This window comes from Nocardia vinacea NBRC 16497 (assembly GCF_000308835.1).
Taxonomy (GTDB): Bacteria; Actinomycetota; Actinomycetes; order Mycobacteriales; family Mycobacteriaceae; genus Nocardia; species Nocardia vinacea.
Map to the genome: position 1 here is coordinate 1 of NZ_BAGN01000203.1, position 15,717 is coordinate 15,717.

12 protein-coding genes, 1 tRNA gene and 1 pseudogene are annotated in these 15,717 nt (G+C 64.6%); 7 read left to right on the forward strand and 7 right to left on the reverse strand.

Annotation, left to right across the window (positions count from 1 at the left end; translation table 11 throughout):
- A partial coding sequence (locus tag ON44_RS28665; RefSeq protein ID WP_169338107.1) for a non-ribosomal peptide synthetase occupies positions 1-5,808 on the reverse strand: 5,808 nt, incomplete at its 3' end.
- A 304-nt stretch (positions 5,809-6,112) separates the two neighbouring features.
- Here ON44_RS28665 and ON44_RS28670 point away from each other — a divergent pair.
- Both ON44_RS28670 and ON44_RS28675 read left to right on the forward strand, forming a co-directional pair.
- Positions 6,113-6,358 carry a hypothetical protein gene (locus ON44_RS28670; RefSeq protein ID WP_040695574.1) on the forward strand — a complete coding sequence of 82 codons (246 nt, stop codon included), beginning with the start codon at positions 6,113-6,115 and terminating at the stop codon, positions 6,356-6,358.
- A gap of 76 nt (positions 6,359-6,434) precedes the next feature.
- Positions 6,435-6,505, forward strand: a tRNA-Gly gene (locus ON44_RS28675).
- Between the two features lie 450 nt (positions 6,506-6,955).
- Here ON44_RS28675 and ON44_RS28685 read toward each other — a convergent pair.
- From ON44_RS28685 to ON44_RS28695, 3 genes are all read right to left on the reverse strand, one after another.
- Positions 6,956-7,285, reverse strand: a complete 330-nt coding sequence (locus ON44_RS28685) for a hypothetical protein (RefSeq protein ID WP_040695576.1) — start codon at positions 7,283-7,285, stop codon at positions 6,956-6,958.
- Positions 7,286-7,400: 115 nt separating this feature from the next.
- The gene (locus ON44_RS28690) at positions 7,401-7,697 is read right to left on the reverse strand and encodes a hypothetical protein (protein WP_040695578.1); all 297 of its coding nucleotides are present in this window, start codon (positions 7,695-7,697) and stop codon (positions 7,401-7,403) included.
- Positions 7,684-7,908, reverse strand: coding sequence for a hypothetical protein (locus ON44_RS28695; RefSeq protein WP_040695579.1), 225 nt, complete (start codon positions 7,906-7,908; stop codon positions 7,684-7,686). The genes ON44_RS28690 and ON44_RS28695 overlap by 14 nt, the downstream gene beginning before the upstream one ends.
- Before the next feature lie 105 nt (positions 7,909-8,013).
- Between ON44_RS28695 and ON44_RS28700 the strand changes: the two genes are divergently transcribed.
- A complete protein-coding gene (locus tag ON44_RS28700; protein WP_040695580.1) occupies positions 8,014-8,802 on the forward strand; it encodes an alpha/beta fold hydrolase in 789 nt (262 codons plus the stop codon).
- On the opposite strand, the gene ON44_RS28705 is transcribed toward ON44_RS28700, so the two are convergent.
- Genes ON44_RS28705 through ON44_RS28715 form a run of 3 tightly spaced genes read right to left on the reverse strand, consistent with a single transcriptional unit; the run spans position 8,786 to position 11,782 of the window.
- On the reverse strand, positions 8,786-9,433 hold the full coding sequence (locus ON44_RS28705) for a TetR/AcrR family transcriptional regulator (protein WP_040695582.1): 648 nt from the start codon (positions 9,431-9,433) through the stop codon (positions 8,786-8,788). The two genes, ON44_RS28700 and ON44_RS28705, sit on opposite strands and share 17 nt — an antisense overlap.
- 4 nt (positions 9,434-9,437) lie before the next feature.
- On the reverse strand, positions 9,438-10,229 hold the full coding sequence (locus ON44_RS28710) for a crotonase/enoyl-CoA hydratase family protein (RefSeq protein ID WP_040695593.1): 792 nt from the start codon (positions 10,227-10,229) through the stop codon (positions 9,438-9,440).
- Between the two features lie 20 nt (positions 10,230-10,249).
- On the reverse strand, positions 10,250-11,782 hold the full coding sequence (locus tag ON44_RS28715) for an acetyl-CoA acetyltransferase (protein WP_040695584.1): 1,533 nt from the start codon (positions 11,780-11,782) through the stop codon (positions 10,250-10,252).
- Positions 11,783-11,893: 111 nt separating this feature from the next.
- On the opposite strand from ON44_RS28715, the gene ON44_RS28720 reads away from it, so the two are divergent.
- The 4 genes and pseudogenes from ON44_RS28720 to ON44_RS54400 form a co-directional block, all read left to right on the forward strand.
- Positions 11,894-12,643, forward strand: a complete 750-nt coding sequence (locus ON44_RS28720; RefSeq protein ID WP_040695585.1) for a crotonase/enoyl-CoA hydratase family protein — start codon at positions 11,894-11,896, stop codon at positions 12,641-12,643.
- Between the two features lie 178 nt (positions 12,644-12,821).
- Positions 12,822-13,931, forward strand: a complete 1,110-nt coding sequence (locus tag ON44_RS28725) for a glycoside hydrolase family 183 protein (RefSeq protein ID WP_040695586.1) — start codon at positions 12,822-12,824, stop codon at positions 13,929-13,931.
- Between the two features lie 121 nt (positions 13,932-14,052).
- Entirely contained in the window at positions 14,053-15,300 is a 1,248-nt protein-coding gene (locus tag ON44_RS28730) for an erythromycin esterase family protein (protein WP_040695587.1), read from the forward strand.
- 298 nt (positions 15,301-15,598) lie between these two features.
- Positions 15,599-15,717, forward strand: a pseudogene (locus ON44_RS54400) (VWA domain-containing protein); the annotation flags it as partial.

Here is a 15,717-nt window from a genome sequence, read left to right on the forward strand (position 1 = left end):
TGCGATGGCACAGTTGCCGAGCCCGCGGTGAGTAACCGCGACACCCTTGGGCAGTCCGGTTGATCCGGAGGTGTAGATGACGTAGGCGATATCGTCGATCCGCAACGGACGAACCCGGTCGCCGTCGGTAATCGGAGCGCTGTCGGCCTCGTCGAGGTTGTCGAACGTCGACCACTCGGTGTCGTCTGGCAATCGCGCGGGTATGGACCCGGCCGTAATGCCGAGGGCCGCTTTCGAATCGGTCATCATATGGGTGATGCGTTCAGCCGGATAAGTCGGATCGATCGGCAGGAAAGCGGCCCCCGATTTGGTCACCGCCCACACCGCGAGCACGGAGTCCACCGAACGTGGAATGCCGATCGCGACAACATCTTCCGGTCCGATACCGCGCTGGATGAGCTGCCGAGCCAACCGATTGGAACGTTCATCCAGCTCTCGATAACTCAGCCGTTGTCCATCGCACACGATCGCGGTGGCGGCGGGATCGAGCGCGGCGGCCGCCGCCAACAGGTCGGGCAACGTGGTCGGTGGAGCCGACGGGACACCGGACCGAGTCAGCAGATCAGCTCGCTCGGCCGGTTCGAGTACGTCGATCGACCCGACAGGCACGGTCGGATCGGAGGCGATCGACTCCAGAATCCGAATCCACCGATGGACAACAGAATCGACGGTCGCGGCGTCGAACAGGTCGGTGGCATAGGTGACCGCGACGCTCATATCGCCGCTGTCATGGTTTTCCGACAGGATGAATTGCAGGTCGAACCGGGATACCTCGTTGGGCAGCTCGACCGACGACAGCTCGAGATCGGGAAGTCGCAGTGTTACCGGTTCCAGATTCTGGAATGCCAGCAGCACCTGGAACAGCGGATGTCGCGCTTGGGACCGCTGTACGACGAGTTTGTCCACCACCTGCTCGAACGGAACATCGGCGTGTTCGAAGGCGTCCAGATCGGCTTGTTTGATCCGGCCGAGCAGGTCGGTGAAGGATTCGTCGAGATCGATCTCGATCCGCAGCACCAGGGTATTGACGAACATGCCGATCATCTCGTCGAGTGCGGCCATTCCGCGCCCGGCGATCGGTGTGCCGATCGGAATGTCGGTGGTGCCGCTCAACCGGGCGAGCAGAACCGCCAGCGTACCGTGTATCGCCATGAACAACGACGAATTATGCTGCCGCGCAAACTGTTCCAATGCCCGCACCGAGCCGGCCGACACCGAGTAGTCGATAGTGGCGCCACGATTCGACAGCGCCACCGGCCGCGGACGGTCGAACGGCAGACGAAGCTCCTCGGCAACGCCGTTCAGCGCCTCGGTCCAGTATCGGATCTGTTCGGCGCACAGTGATTCCGGATCGTCGGGTGTGCCGAGGGTCGCTTGTTGCCACAGCGCGTAGTCCGCGTACTGGACCGGCAGCGGTGTCCACGCCGGGGCCGCCCCGCGGATCCGGGCGGCATAAGCAGTCGTCACGTCGCGAGCCAGCGGCGCCATGGAGAAGCCGTCCGCGGCGATGTGGTGCACCACGACGGCCAAGACGTATTCCGGTTCCTCGCCGCCGACAATGCGGAACAACCGGGCACGCACTGGCGCCTGGACGGTCACATCGAAGCCGTCGGCGACGAATGCGGTTACCGTCTCGACCAACTGGCTCGGCACGACCGGCACCACGATCAGCTCGCGGTCCACGTTCTCGACGGGCTCGATCAGCTGGATCAGTGTTCCGTGGTGATCCGGATACCGCGTTCGCAACGACTCGTGCCGACCCAGCACGTCGACAACCGCCGCGTGCAGGGCGTCGATGTTCAAGTCGCCACGCAGCCGAATGGCGATCGGCATGTTGTATGCGCCCGATGCGGTGTCGTACTGGTTGAAGAACCACATCCGTTGTTGGGCCGGCGCCAGCGGCACGAGATCGGGCCGCGGCCCCGCGACGAGCGGTGGGCGTCTGCGCCCGGTACCGGCATGCTGCTCGATACGAGTGGCGAGTTCCGCGACCGTGGACGCCTCGAACAACAGTCGCACCGGAATCTCGGCATCCAATGTGGCCCCGAGTCGCGCCGCGACGCGGGTCGCGACCAAGCTGTCGCCGCCCAGGGCGAAGAACGAATCGTCGAGACCGATTGTGTCGATACCCAATACGTCGATGATTGCCTGGGCGATGATGCGTTCGGTTGGTGTTTCTGGTGCTCGGAAGGGTTTGCGGTCGGCGAAGACCGGCTTCGGCAACGCCCTTCGATCCAGCTTGCCCACCGGCGTCAGTGGAACGCGATCCAAGACCATGATCGAGGACGGCACCATGTACGACGGCAACCGGTCGGTGAGATATTCGGTCAGGGTCGTCGTGTCGATGTCGTGGTCCGGTGCGGCCACAACGTAGGAGACCAGTGATTGGGTTCCGGCGTCGTTACGGTGACCGATAGTCGCGGCAAACGCGACGGTTTCGTGGGCGGCGAGCGCGGCATCGATTTCACCGAGTTCGATACGCAGACCACGGATCTTCACCTGGAAGTCGGATCGGCCGAGGTGCTGGATCGCTCCGTTGCCGGTCCAACGCACGACATCACCGGTGCGGTACATACGCTGACCGGCCATCCAGGGACAGGCCACGAAACGTCCGGCCGTCACGTCTGCACGCCGGTGATATCCGCGGGCGAGCAGATCACCAGCGATATACAACTCACCGGCCACACCAACCGGAACCGGTTGCAGACGCTGATCGAGAATCCATACCGAGGCCCCGCGGATCGGACCACCGATCGTAACCAACTCTCCGGCCGCCAACGGCGAGATCAGCGTCGCGGCGATAGTGGTTTCGGTTGGACCGTACTCATCGAGCACAACGCGGTCGACGCCCCAGCGTTCGACCAGTTCGGTGCCGCAGTCCTCCCCGCCGACCATCAGATACTCGAGATCCGGGAGTGGCCAACGGGTGTGGTCGATGGTGGACAGTGTCGAAGGTGTGACGAGGACATGGCTGACGTGCTCGCGGTCGAGCAGCGCGGCGAGTTCATCCCCGCCGTAGACATCCGTGGGCGCGATGACCATGGCCGCACCACCGGGCAACGGCAACAGCATCTCCAGTACCGACACGTCGAAGCTCGGTGACGCCAAATGCAATGTCCGGGAGCCGGGTTCGATGCCCATCGCAGCCCGGTGTACTGCGGCGCAGTTGGCGAGTCCGCGGTGGGTGACCGCGACGCCCTTGGGGCGTCCGGTCGATCCGGAGGTATAGATGACGTAGGCGATATCGTCGATCCGCAACGGACGAACCCGGTCGCCGTCGGTGACGGGCCGACCGTCTGCGGTCGGCTGGTCGTCGGAAGTCTCGAGGTTGTTCGATATCAACCAGTCCGTGCTGTCGGGTAGTTGTGCGCGGACGGATGTCACGGTCAGACCGATTGCTGCTTTCGAATCGGTCATCATGTGGGTGATGCGTTCGGTTGGGTGGGTCGGGTCGATCGGCAGGAAAGCGGCCCCCGATTTGGTCACCGCCCATACCGCGAGCACGGAGTCCACGGAACGTGGGATTCCGATCGCGACAATGTCTTCCGGTCCGATGCCGTGTTGGATGAGCCGTCGCGCCAACCGGTTGGAACATTCATCCAGCTCTCGATAACTCAGCCGTTGTCCATCGCACACGATCGCGGTGGCGTCGGGATCGAGCGCGGCCGCCGCCGCCAGCAAATCGGGCAACGTGGTGGGCGGAGCCGACGGCGCACCGGAGCGAGTCAGCAGATCGACTCGCTCGGCCGGTTCCAGAACATCGATCGCCCCGACCGGCACGGTCGGATCGGAGGCGATCGACTCCAGAATCCGAATCCACCGATGGGCAACAGAATCGATGGTCGCGGCATCGAACAGGTCTACGGCGTAGGTGACCGCTATCGTCGCATCGCCGCTGTCCTGGTCGGCTGACAGTAGAAACTGCAGGTCGAAGCGGGATGCTTCAGCTAGCAGATCCGCCGACAGTTCTGGATCCGGCTCCGCACTCCGCACCGCCAGCATCACCTGGAACATCGGATGCCGGGACCGCTGCGGAGCGAGTTCATCCAGCACCTGCGCGAACGGAACATCGGCATGTTCGAAGGCGTCCAGATCGGCTTGTTCTACCCGGCCGAGCAGGTCGGTGCTCGATTCATCGAGATCGATCTCGGTCCGTAGCACCGGAGTAGCGACGAACCCATCGGCGACGTCGTCGAGCGCGGCCCCAGCGCGCCTGATCGGTGTGCCGATCGGAATGTCGGTGGTGCCGCTCAGTCGGGCGAGCAGAACCGCCAACGTGGCATGGATCGCGGTGAACAGTGACCAGTTGTGCTGCCGCGTGTACCGTTCCAGCGCCGGAACCAGATCGGAACGCAATGGGTACCGAGCGGTGGCGGCTCGATTCGACGGCACCGCAGGCCGCGGCCGGTCGAACGGCAGGCGAAGCTCTTCGGGAAGGTCCGCGAGCGCGGCTCGCCAGAACGCCAGATTCTCCTGGCGACGCTTGATCAGAGCGCCGGCACGCATGCTGGCGGGGTGAATCTGCTCGAGCGCGGCGTCCGGATCGGCCGCGAACGCGTCGAGGAACTCCCCGAATCTGGTGCAGTGTGCCGACAGTTCGGCGTCGGTATAGAGGTTGGGATTGGCGAGGAAGTGCAGGATCGTCCGCGGCGGGTCCCCGGTTTGATACAGGTCGATCAGCAAATCGTCGACCGGCCCCGAGCTGAGGATATGGAACTCCCCGCTCATCGATCCGAACCGGATCTCCTGGTGGAAGAACATGACATTCACTACCGGGCCCGCGAAGCGTCGCTGTCCGCCGTGGTATCCGGCGGCGGCACGGATATCGGTGAGGCCGCACCGCTGGTGCCGCAATGCCCCGACCAGATCGGACTGCACCCGCCGCGTCGATGTCGCCGCGGTATCGCCCGGCCCCAGCGCGAACGGAAGGGGTGCGACATTGACGAACATCCCGCCGGAGCGCCGCAGTACGGCGTTGGTGCGACCCGAAACGGGGATGTTGACCATGACCTCGTCGCGGCCGGTCATCCGGGCGAGATAGCAGCCGAATGCGGCGATCACCACCGCGGCCGGGCTCGCGTTCGACGCTTTCGCGGAATCAGCGATCCGCTGTACCGTCACCGGCGAAAGTTCGGCGGTTGCGACCGTACTGTCCGCGCGGGCAGGTGCGTGCCCGGCGACCAGACTGGACTCGTCCGGGACATCGGCGAGTCTGTTCAGCCAGTATTCCTGGTCGTCGGCGAATCGCTTCGACTCCCGGTAGCTGCGGTCGGCCTCGAAGAGCGTGCGCACGTCCGCCGGTTGGTTCGGCTCCGGTGTCCGTCCCTGCACCGCCGCCGTGTACAGCGCAGCGATGCGGTTCACGATCAGCACACCGGCGTAGCCGTCCATCGCGACGTGGTGGATTTTGAGGTACAGCAGGTAATGATGGTCCCCGACCTGCACAATCGCCGATCCGAGCAACCGGTCCCGCGTCATGTCGAGCGGTGTGGTGTACTCCCGGTACATCCACTCCAAGCCCGCCGCAACAGGATCCGGCTCGCCGCGCACATCGATCAACGGCCCGGTCGTATGGAGCAACGGGTCGAACATCTGGTACGGCTCGCCGTCCACCTCTACCAGCCGCAGGTAGCCCGACTGGAACTCGTGGCCAGCTTGTATCGAGACTTCGCGCAGCAGATCGACATCGAGATCGCCACGCAACTCGATATATTGTGCCTCGCATATCGGCACATCCGGACTCAATTTCTGCGCCAGCCACAACCCACGCTGCCCAGCGGACAACGGTACCTGCGATATTGCTGACACGTCCGGCTCGGTAACTCTGCTCGACCCCTGGTCGGGATGAAGCTGTGGTCGCAGAACGGTCATTGAACTTTCCTCTAACCCCGACCACGGCCAGTCTAAGCCGAATCATTCGCGGATGTATACCCACATTCCGGAATCTGCACCGTGAAATTCTCACCCGATTCGCAGGTGGCGACCTGCGAATCTCCCGGCTCTCCTTCGAGAGTCACGGCGCATCGGCAGGCGGAATGTGACGCGTTGGGACACAGGGACCTTCGCCCCCGGATCCCATTACCAAATACCCTAAACGTAGATGATGTAGCCGATGTATAAACCGACCGAATCGCAATACAACATGGCAAATCTATATAGATTCTATTTTATTGTTAACACACGAGAGCCGCATTGCGATGTTCGCTTTTTCGTCGAAATCGGCGAATCGGTGTCGAAGAGATATTTCATCACATCGATGTCGAACGCGGCGAGTTCGCTGCGCATCGCGGCGGGTGTCGGTGACGACCACGATCCGATGGCCACCGCGGGTTGCCGCCGCCTGTCCGCATCAGAGTAGGTCGGCGAAATCTACCTGGACTTTTACCGGCCACCGGGCGATTCTGCTACAGTCTCGGACGTACCCTTCGGGGTCTGCCGATGTAGTTCAATGGTAGAACTTCTGCTTCCCAAGCAGACAGCGCGGGTTCGATTCCCGTCATCGGCTCGGACAAGGCTCCCGGCAACTTGCCGGGAGCCTTTTCTTATGCGCCTACCGTCGCCAAAACCCTTCCCCACCAGCAGATTCAGCCGTTCGGATCCACCGGGCAGTACCGGGGTGTCAGTGCGGGATGGATTTCGCAGCATCGACAGGGCCGCACAGGGAACGCTGCACGACTTGGCCTATCCGGACCGGGCATTGGGTCCGATCGATCTGAGTATCAAAGTGACACAACGGCTTTACCGCCACGATGGCCGGGTCGACCGTCGATCTGCAGGCATTGGCCGCTCAACCGGTGACCGCGGTGCGATCCGCCGCAGTCCAGCGATCCGGCCGACCGCTATCTCATCGACGTCGTCATTCCGGCACCGTCGACACACTGCCCGGCCGCCTGATCGATCGGCCGAACGTGCCCCGAACCCAGCCGGTCGGGGCACGTAAAGGCTGATCAACCCGTTATTTCGAGCGGCATTCGGTGAAGATCTTGGTGTTGGCCTCGCGGGCCTTGTCGGCATCGGACTGGCTCATGCCGAAGTTATTGGCGTCGGCGGCCTTGGCGTCGTATTCGTCGCTGACCATCTTGCGCAGGCCCTCCTGCGAAATGCCTTGGTCCACATAGAGCTTGGCGGCACAGTCGGCCAGGCTCTTGTCCTTGAGTCCCTTGTCCTGGAGCGACTTGGAGAGGTCCGCTTGGGTTACCGCGGGCTGGTCCGCGGCCTTGTCGTTACCGCACGCCGCCAGTACCGGCAGCGCGACCAGCGCTGCGGCGATCAGGAAGGTCCGCACTGATTCCTCTTCTCGATTCAGTCTGTATCTACGGCCACCGCGGTGGCGCCGCAACGATAATGCCGTACGGCGCCCAGCGGTAGCCGAGCGATCGGCTTCCCAATCGGGAAGTGGGTTAAAGGTCCATGGCCGCGCGCAACGCGGTATCCAACCGATCCAGCGCATCCGTTTCCATCTCATCGATGGGCTCGGCCAGCCAACCGCGATAGATGCGACCGATATTCCCGGCATGCACCCAACCGTGCCGCTTGACGGGCACAGCCAGAATGTCCTGTGGATCCTCGTCGACGACCTCGGCGGCGATCAGCCACTGCCTCGGTGATTCATTGATGCCATCACTGCTGATGAGCACGACGGTGCGGCGCCGCGGCGAACCGTGTGGGTGATAGAGCCACAGTTCACCCCTGCGCACGCATCGCCTCCTCGGCGGCGGTCAGCTCCGCTTCGTCCGCCGCGGCCAGTGCCGTCACATCGGGTACCGGACCGACACCGGTCCGCACGGCCTCGCGACGCGCTGCCTTCGATATCCACGCCGAGGGCGACATCCCCGCGCGGGCCGCCGCCTGTTCGGCGAAGGCCCAGGATGCCTCGTCCAGCGAAAGGGTGACCTTACGCGTTGCCATACCATTTATCGTACCGGCATTTCGGCCGACTGCCAGCGGAAATCCGGTCCGGTCGTGGCCGGAAATCTCGGTCCGACGGCTGCGAATCGCTGTACGGTCACAGATATGACGACGTTGAACCACCACCGGGAGGGCACGGGGGAACCGCTGGTCCTGGTGCACGGCGTAGGCAGCCGCTGGCAGGTGTGGGAGCCGATCATCGGCACCCTCGCCGAATCCTTCGACGTCATCGCCGTCGATCTGCCCGGCTTCGCGGGGTCCGCACCGATCGAGCACACCACCGTCGACACCCTCACCGAAGCGCTCGCCGACTTCCTGCGCGAACAGGGCATCGAGCGCCCGCACCTAGCGGGCAATTCGATGGGCGGACTGATCAGCCTGAACCTCGGCGCACGGGGGGCGGCCCGCTCGGTCACGGCCTTTTCGCCGATCGGATTCTGGGACACCCCCGGCCGCGTGTGGTGCCAACAGTCGCTCGGCAAATCCCGCCAACTCGCCCGGGTGCTGCGTCGGTGGCTGCCCGATGTGCTGGGCACCGCCGTAGGCCGCACCACATTCCTGACGTTGATCTTCGGCAAGCCGTGGGCGCTCGATCCACAGGTGGCCATCGACACCGCCGCCGACGCGGCCAACTCACCCGGCTTCGAGCCCGCCCTCGCCTCCTTCACCGATGCGAAATTGCACGAAATCGGTGCGCTGGCCGACATTCCCGTCACCATCGCCTGGGGCAACCGGGATATCCTGCTGACCTACGCCACCCAGAGCAGGAAGGCACGCGCCGTGCTGCCCAATGCGCGCCACGTCACGCTGCACGGCAGCGGCCACACCCCGTTCTTCGACGATCCGGCCGGCTGCGCGCAGGTTCTGCTCGACACCATCAGCCCACATCCCTGACCGCTCGTGTCAGCGTTGCCGGATCCGCCTCGCCGAGCAGGATCCGGACCGCATTTCCCCAGCGGTGCTGCAGGATTCGGTTCCGGTCCAGATCGCCGGTGAGCAGCACACGCATGGCGAGACCGGTCATGATCTCGATGGTGAATTCGGTAATGGTCGGCACGCGTGGATCGTCCGGGAATTCCTGACGGAAGATGTCGCGAATGCTGTTGTGTATCAGGTCGAATAGTCGATACTCCAGCGGCAGGAAGGCCGCGAGCAGTTCCGGATCGGTGCGCGCGGCCACCCACATCTCCAGCGCCGCCCAGAATGACGGCCCGGTGAACATGCGCATGGTCAGCTCGACCGCCGTTTCGAGGTGATCGGCATCGGCCGGGATCGCCTCGAATTCCCTTGTCAGCTGGGCGAATCGCCGCTCGGCCAGATGTTCTACGGCACCGGCGAGCAGGTCTGCCTTGGTCGGGAAGTGGTGTTGCAATGTGCCGCGCGGAACCCCGGCTCGTTTCTGCACCTCGAGCGTGGTGGTACCCGCGTAGCCGACCTCGACCAGACTTTCCACCGCGGCGTCCAGGAGCCGCGTGCGCATGCGCGAGCGCCGCTGCGCCTGCGTCTCCCGGACGCGTTCGGGCATCGGATCAGCGTCCCTGCCACTGGGGTTCGCGCTTCTGCGCGAACGCGAGCGCACCCTCGGCGGCATCCTTGGAGAACAGTGCGGGCAGCGCGATTTCGCCCTGCTTGGCGAACCCCTCCGCGACGGACCAATCCGGCGATTCGTCGATGATCCGCTTACTCGCCGCCACCGAAAGCGGTGCAGCCGCGACGATTTCAGCCGCCAGGGCCAAAGCACCGTCGAGTGCCGCACCGGGTTCGGTGACCCGGTTGACCAGTCCGAGCTGGTAGAGCCGTTCGGCATCGATGCGGCCACCGGTGAGCGCCAGCTCCGCGGCCATGGGACGCGGCAGCCGCTGGGTCAGCCGCAGTACGCCGCCGCCCGCGGCGACCAGACCGCGCTTGACCTCCGGAATACCGAACTGGGCATTGTTCGCGGCGACAATGAGATCACCGGAGAGCGCGAGTTCGAAACCACCGGCCAGCGCGAAACCTTCTACGGCCGAAATCATCGGCTTGACAGGCGGTTTCGCGGCAATGCCCAGCGGACCGCGCTTGGGGGTTATCGGCATCTCGCCCTTCGACGCCGCGACGAGATCCATTCCGGCACTGAAGGTTCCGCCCGCGCCGGTGAGCACGAGCACACGCGCGGCATCATCGGCCTCGAATTCGTCGACCGCCGCCTCGATGGCCTGTGCGGTGGCCAAATTGATGGCGTTGCGGGCTTCCGGACGGTTGACGGTCAACAGCGTTATCGCGTCGCGCTTTTCGACCAGCACGAGATCGGGCCCACCCGTCTCCCGGCCACCACCCCTCATGGAATCGCTGTGCGATGCATTCATTTGACAGTCCTCTCGGTGAGCAAGGTGAGCCTATCGGCGGCCATCACATCGGCCTCCGTGCCGATCGGGTCGCCGTCGGTGAACGCCGCGACGGTTTCCGAATCGGACGCCCGAATCAGTATGCGGGCACCGGCCGGAGTCAACGCGCTGATCACCACGGCCTCGGGTTCGTCGGCGTGTTCGGGCGCGGGGCCCTTGCGATAGGCGACGGTATAAGCCTCGACGGTGGCCGGTCCGGTGTAGCCGGGCGCCGTATCACGGCGTGCCACAGGCACTTCCGGTTCGTCGGCATGGAAGAGTCGCGCGGGCGGCCGAGCGGAGTAGACGCCGATGGCATGCTTGGTGATGTACCAGCCGAGTGCGCTCGCCAGGCCGTAGGCCGATGGGTCATCGCGCAGCCGAGCGGCCAGCGTCGCGATCGAATGGGTCGCGTAGTTGTTGCCAGGGCCGCCCGCGAAGGTGAGTCCACCGGTGACCGACAGCGGCCGCGCCGGATCGTCGATCGGCAGCCCCAGCGCCTCGGCCGCGACCTGCACCGCGACCGGGAAGCACGAGTACAGGTCGATATGCGCGACATCGTCGATGCCGATACCCGCACCCGACAATGCGGCCCGCCCGGCCGCGGCGATGGCCGGTGAACTGGACATATCCGCGCGTTCGGAGACGAACCACTCGTCGGTGGCGCTCGCCCCACCGTGCGGAAACACCCAGCGGTCCCTCGGCACGCCCGCGGCATCGGCCGCCGCCGCACTGCACAGGATCAGCCCCGCGCCCTGATCCACGGACAGATTCGCGACGAGCAACTTCGGATACGGCGATGACACCATGCGATTCGCGCGCGATGGCGTTACCAGATCCTCGATCGACTGTTCGGCGGGCTGCCACGCATACGGATTCTGGGCCGCCACAGCCGAGAGCCGCGACCACAGCCCGCCGATGCGCTCGCGATGCGCGGCCTCGCTCAGGCCGAGCCGTCCGCGCAGCGCGGTCTCCATCAGCGCATAGAAATAGATCGGCCCCCACAGCCCCGCCGCGGTCTCCATCTCGGTATTGGGTCCGCGTTCGGTGCCGATGAGCTCGGTCGGCCGAACATCCTCGCCCTGCTCGGGCCAGTCGAGCACGGTGCCGGTGCGGGTGGCCGCATTCCAGGATGCGACCGATTCGGCCCCGGTGATCAGCGCGACCTCGCACCGTCCGTCGACGATGGCCTGCGCGACGGTATTGACCAGGCGCTGCGGCGCGTCACCGCCGAATCGCGCGGATTGCAGCGTGCGCTTCGGCACGGCGCCCAGTTCCGCCGCGACCAACGCGCCGAGATCCGGATACGGCCTGCTGACCGGGGCCGCGGCCGCGATCAGATCGGCCGAGCGCAATAGCCGATCCCCGGTACCGCTATCGGCGCCCGCGCGACGTAGCGATTCGGCAGCGAGTTCGACCGGTCCGGAAGGACCGGGCTCGCCGCTGCGGTGCACGACCTGTCCGACGCCCACGAGTACCGGCGTGCGCGGGTCCAATCCGGGTGGCAGCATGGTTCCTCCACTCTTTACCGTCAATGTTGACGGTAACTTGCGTTCGATTAGAACAAACGCGCACGCGCGCAAGCAATGGCCCACCAACTGACTCGCGGGTAATATCCGGGAATGGCCTCGAATATCGCGCTTCGGTTCGTCGACGACCGCGCCTACGTCACGCTGGACCGGCCGGATAAGCACAATGGCCTGACCATCGAGATGTTGCGCGATCTCGTCACGACCGCGCATACCGTCGCGGATCACAAGGAGGTCCGCGCGGTCATCCTGTCCGGCAACGGTCCGAGTTTCAGCAGTGGCCTCGATATCGCGGGGACGCGCCGCGATCCGCTGGCCGTCATCCGCGGCTTCATCCCGCTGCCCTGGCGCGGTACCAATACCTTCCAGGAAGCCTGCTGGGCTTGGCGTCGGCTATCGGTGCCGGTGATCGCCGCGGTACACGGACACTGCTACGGCGGCGGGCTGCAGATCGCGCTGGCCGCCGACGTCCGCTTCGCCAGCCCTGACGCCGAATTCTCGGTAATGGAGGCCAAGTACGGTCTGGTCCCGGATATGACCGGCGCGGCGACGCTGTCCCGGCTGATCGGCGTCGACAAGGCGATGCTGCTGACCATGACCGCCGATATCGTCGACGCCGCATACGCCGAGCGGATCGGCCTGGTCACCGAGGTGACCGTGAACCCGGTCGCGGCGGCGGAAAAGCTCGCCGATCGCATCGCCATCCGCTCCCCGTACGCCGTCGCGGGAGCCAAACGACTCTTCGAGCGCTCCTGGCACGCCTCGGCTCGCCGCACCTTCGCCGTCGAGCGGGCCACCCAGCTGCCATTGATCCTGCGGCAGGCCATATCTCGTAGTCGCTGATCACAATTCAGATAGCGCTGCTCTTACAACTCTCCAGACCAATCACACAAGCCACCAATTTCTCCGGTTTCGCTGTTAGCATCTTTACGATTTGCCAGCCAGCCGAAATGTGACACGACACACGAGGTGGGGGGCGTGCGTATCGTGCCACTTCGGCCAGAACCGGAGGGCTTGAGACTTGCACAAGACCGCGTCCGCCTTGCTCTCGGCACTGGCAGGAGCTTCGGCCTTGCTCCTCGTAGCGACTACCCCAGCCACGGCAAACCCCAATGCGATCAACCCGATCCCGGTGCTGAACGGCACCAATGGGCTCCCCAACCTGGTCGGCCGAACCAGGGCGATATTCCAGGTGACCGGCATGGCCAGCCCGAATAACACCCAGGCCTATAACGTGCTCGGCACCGATCTGGGCATCATGTGGGACAACGGAAACGGCGAGATGCTGACCGCATTCGGCGATACCGCCGGACTCGGCCTGCCGAATCTGCTCGCGGGCAGCACCTGGGCGTGGCGCAGCAATATTCTCGTGCGCAGCCATACCCACGATCCGTCCAACGGCATCTACTTCGACAGCGTCGTGCGCGATATCTTCGGCCAGGCCCGCGATCTGATTCCGAGCCCGAAGATTCCGTTCATCGAGATCAGCCGGATCCCCACCGCGGGCATTTCGGTCGGCGGCGTTCAATACATGAGCCTGATGTCGGTGCAGACCTGGGACGATATCGGCCGGTGGACCACGAATTTCTCCGGACTCGCCGTTTCCGGCGATAACGGCGAGACCTGGGCCGAGCTACCCGAGACCAGACGCCCGAATGAGGGCGGTAACGCCAACTTCCAGATGAACGCGTTCGTCAAGAACGGCGGGTACGTCTACGAATACGGCACCCAGTCCGGGCGCAACCGGGCGGCGTATGTCGGGCGGGTCCGCGAAGGCGATATCACGAATCTGGGCGAGTACGAGTACTGGGACGGCGAGCACTGGAGCAAGAAGGGCGATGTCGATGCCGCGGCGCCGATCATGTGGGGCGTCGGCGAGATGTCGGTGATGTACAACGAGTACCTCGGCCAGTTCATCTCACTCACCACCGATCCCTTCAACTCGGTGGTCATGCGACGAGCCGCCGCGCCCACGGGTCCGTGGAGCGATCCCGAGGTGCTGATCGACACTCGTGAACTGCCGTCCGCATACGCTCCGTCGATCTTCCCGTACCAAACCGGACGCGACCTGTACTTCGTCACCACGGTTCACTCCCAGTACAACGTCGTTCTGATGCACACCTCCCTCTAGTCCCTCCGCAACGGCACATGGCCGCGGCCGTGTGCCGTTGCTCGCGTTCCCCGACTTGACCTCAATGGCACTTCAGGTATGAAGCTGGGTCGCGTCGAGTAGTCGAGCTTCGGGAGAGACCATGGGCACCACCCTCGCATCCAGCGAATCAGATACCGGCACTTCGGATTTACGTGAATGGCTGCGTGGGCATGCGCGGCCGATTTCCGATACGGATTCGAATAGCACCGGATCGGATATTGCGGCGTTGACCGAGCGGCTGGGATCGGCGACCGTGGTCGGACTCGGTGAGTCGACCCGGTTCTCTCGACAGACTTTCGGACTGCGGGAGCGGGTATTCCGGGTGCTTGTCGAGGAACACGGTTTCCGAGCGCTCGCCGTGCAGGACAGTGCGCGTTCCGGTGAGCGGCTCGATGCCTATGTAGGGAACGGCGCGGGTGATCCCGAATCGGTGCTCGCGGGTGCATGGCGGCCGACCCGAACCGGCGAAATGGCGGCGGCACTGGTGTGGATTCGCGAATTCAACAGGAAGCACCCGAACGATCACGTGCGGATTTTCGGCGTCGAACCGCCGCGTGCGGAACCGTCGGATTACGACGTGGTGCTGGATTATATTCGGCAGCAGGCGCCGGACCGGTTGGCCGCCATAGAATCCCACCTCGCGCCGATCCGCACCGCGCACCAAGTAGATGAACATGTGCAGCGCCATCAGGGAATTCACCCCGGCCGCCCGTTCATCGACGACGCACGCGATGCCTCGGCATTATTCGAAAAGCTTCCGGTGACAATAGGATTCGAAAACGCACTGACGCGCCTGCGGCTCATCGTCGAATTCCACGAGAAGAGCGTTGCCGGGCAGGGTGGTTTCGCGCGCGACGAGCGGCCCGCCGCTAACCGAGTAATCGAATGGCAGCGCGATAGCGGCGCGAAGATCGCGTATTGGGACGGCATCGCCCACACCGCGGCCCTCCCCCTCGGTGACGGCCCGGCGGAGACCGCCGAATTCAGCGGTACCGGCAGCTATTTGCGCGAACATTTCGGCGCTCGGTACATCTCGGTGGCCATCGGGTTCCATCACGGAGATCTCGGTATGGCGGTGGCACCGGAACCGCTGCCCGACCTGGTCGATGCGGCGCTGGGTGAGGTAGCTCTGCCCGCCTTCTACCTCGACTTGCACAGCGACGCATCGGAATCGGTGCAGCAGTGGCTGCGCGGACCGGCGAAGCTGCGCACAATCAGCGGTATCTACGATCCAGCCAAGGATGCCACCGCCCACACGAGCGTCCGATCCCTCCTGGATGCTTTCGACCTGCTCGTCCACATCCGCGAGACCTCGCCGGTGCACTGGTTACCACAAGCAACTTCTTAGACCTCGCAACCACCCGCGATGATCCCGTCCCAGCCGACAGTCGGGATTCGCGATCGTCGCGGGTGCGCGGAGGTTACGCGGTGCGGGGCGGTTACGCGGTGCGCGGCGGTCGAAGGGTGCACAGCCATCGCGAAAGCGCACAGCCATCGCGGGGCGCAGCGGTCGCCAGGTACACGGCAGTTCCGAGGTACGCGACGGTCGCCAGGTACGCGGCGTCGTGCGGTGCACAGCGGTCGAGAAGCGCAAAGCCATCGCGGGGCGCAGCGGTCGCCAGGTACGCCGTGGTTGCCAGGCGCACGGTTTCACCGCGGCCCGCCTTGCCAAGAACAAAGGTGTTCCGGTTTCGACGATTTCGTTCGGCACCTTCTGGGGCACTGTGGAGATCGGTCGCCAGGCGCACTGCGGTCGCAAGATACG

Bases quoted from the DNA above. Each gene is read 5' to 3' on its own strand.
- ON44_RS28720 (WP_040695585.1), top strand. From the start codon at position 11,894: ATGGCCTCGAATATCGCGCTTCGGTTCGTCGACGACCGCGCCTACGTC.
- ON44_RS28705 (WP_040695582.1), bottom strand. From the start codon at position 9,433: ATGCCCGAACGCGTCCGGGAGACGCAGGCGCAGCGGCGCTCGCGCATG.
- ON44_RS28670 (WP_040695574.1), top strand. From the start codon at position 6,113: ATGTATAAACCGACCGAATCGCAATACAACATGGCAAATCTATATAGA.
- ON44_RS28695 (WP_040695579.1), bottom strand. From the start codon at position 7,908: ATGGCAACGCGTAAGGTCACCCTTTCGCTGGACGAGGCATCCTGGGCC.
- ON44_RS28730 (WP_040695587.1), top strand. From the start codon at position 14,053: ATGGGCACCACCCTCGCATCCAGCGAATCAGATACCGGCACTTCGGAT.
- ON44_RS28710 (WP_040695593.1), bottom strand. From the start codon at position 10,229: ATGAGGGGTGGTGGCCGGGAGACGGGTGGGCCCGATCTCGTGCTGGTC.
- ON44_RS28715 (WP_040695584.1), bottom strand. From the start codon at position 11,782: ATGCTGCCACCCGGATTGGACCCGCGCACGCCGGTACTCGTGGGCGTC.
- ON44_RS28700 (WP_040695580.1), top strand. From the start codon at position 8,014: ATGACGACGTTGAACCACCACCGGGAGGGCACGGGGGAACCGCTGGTC.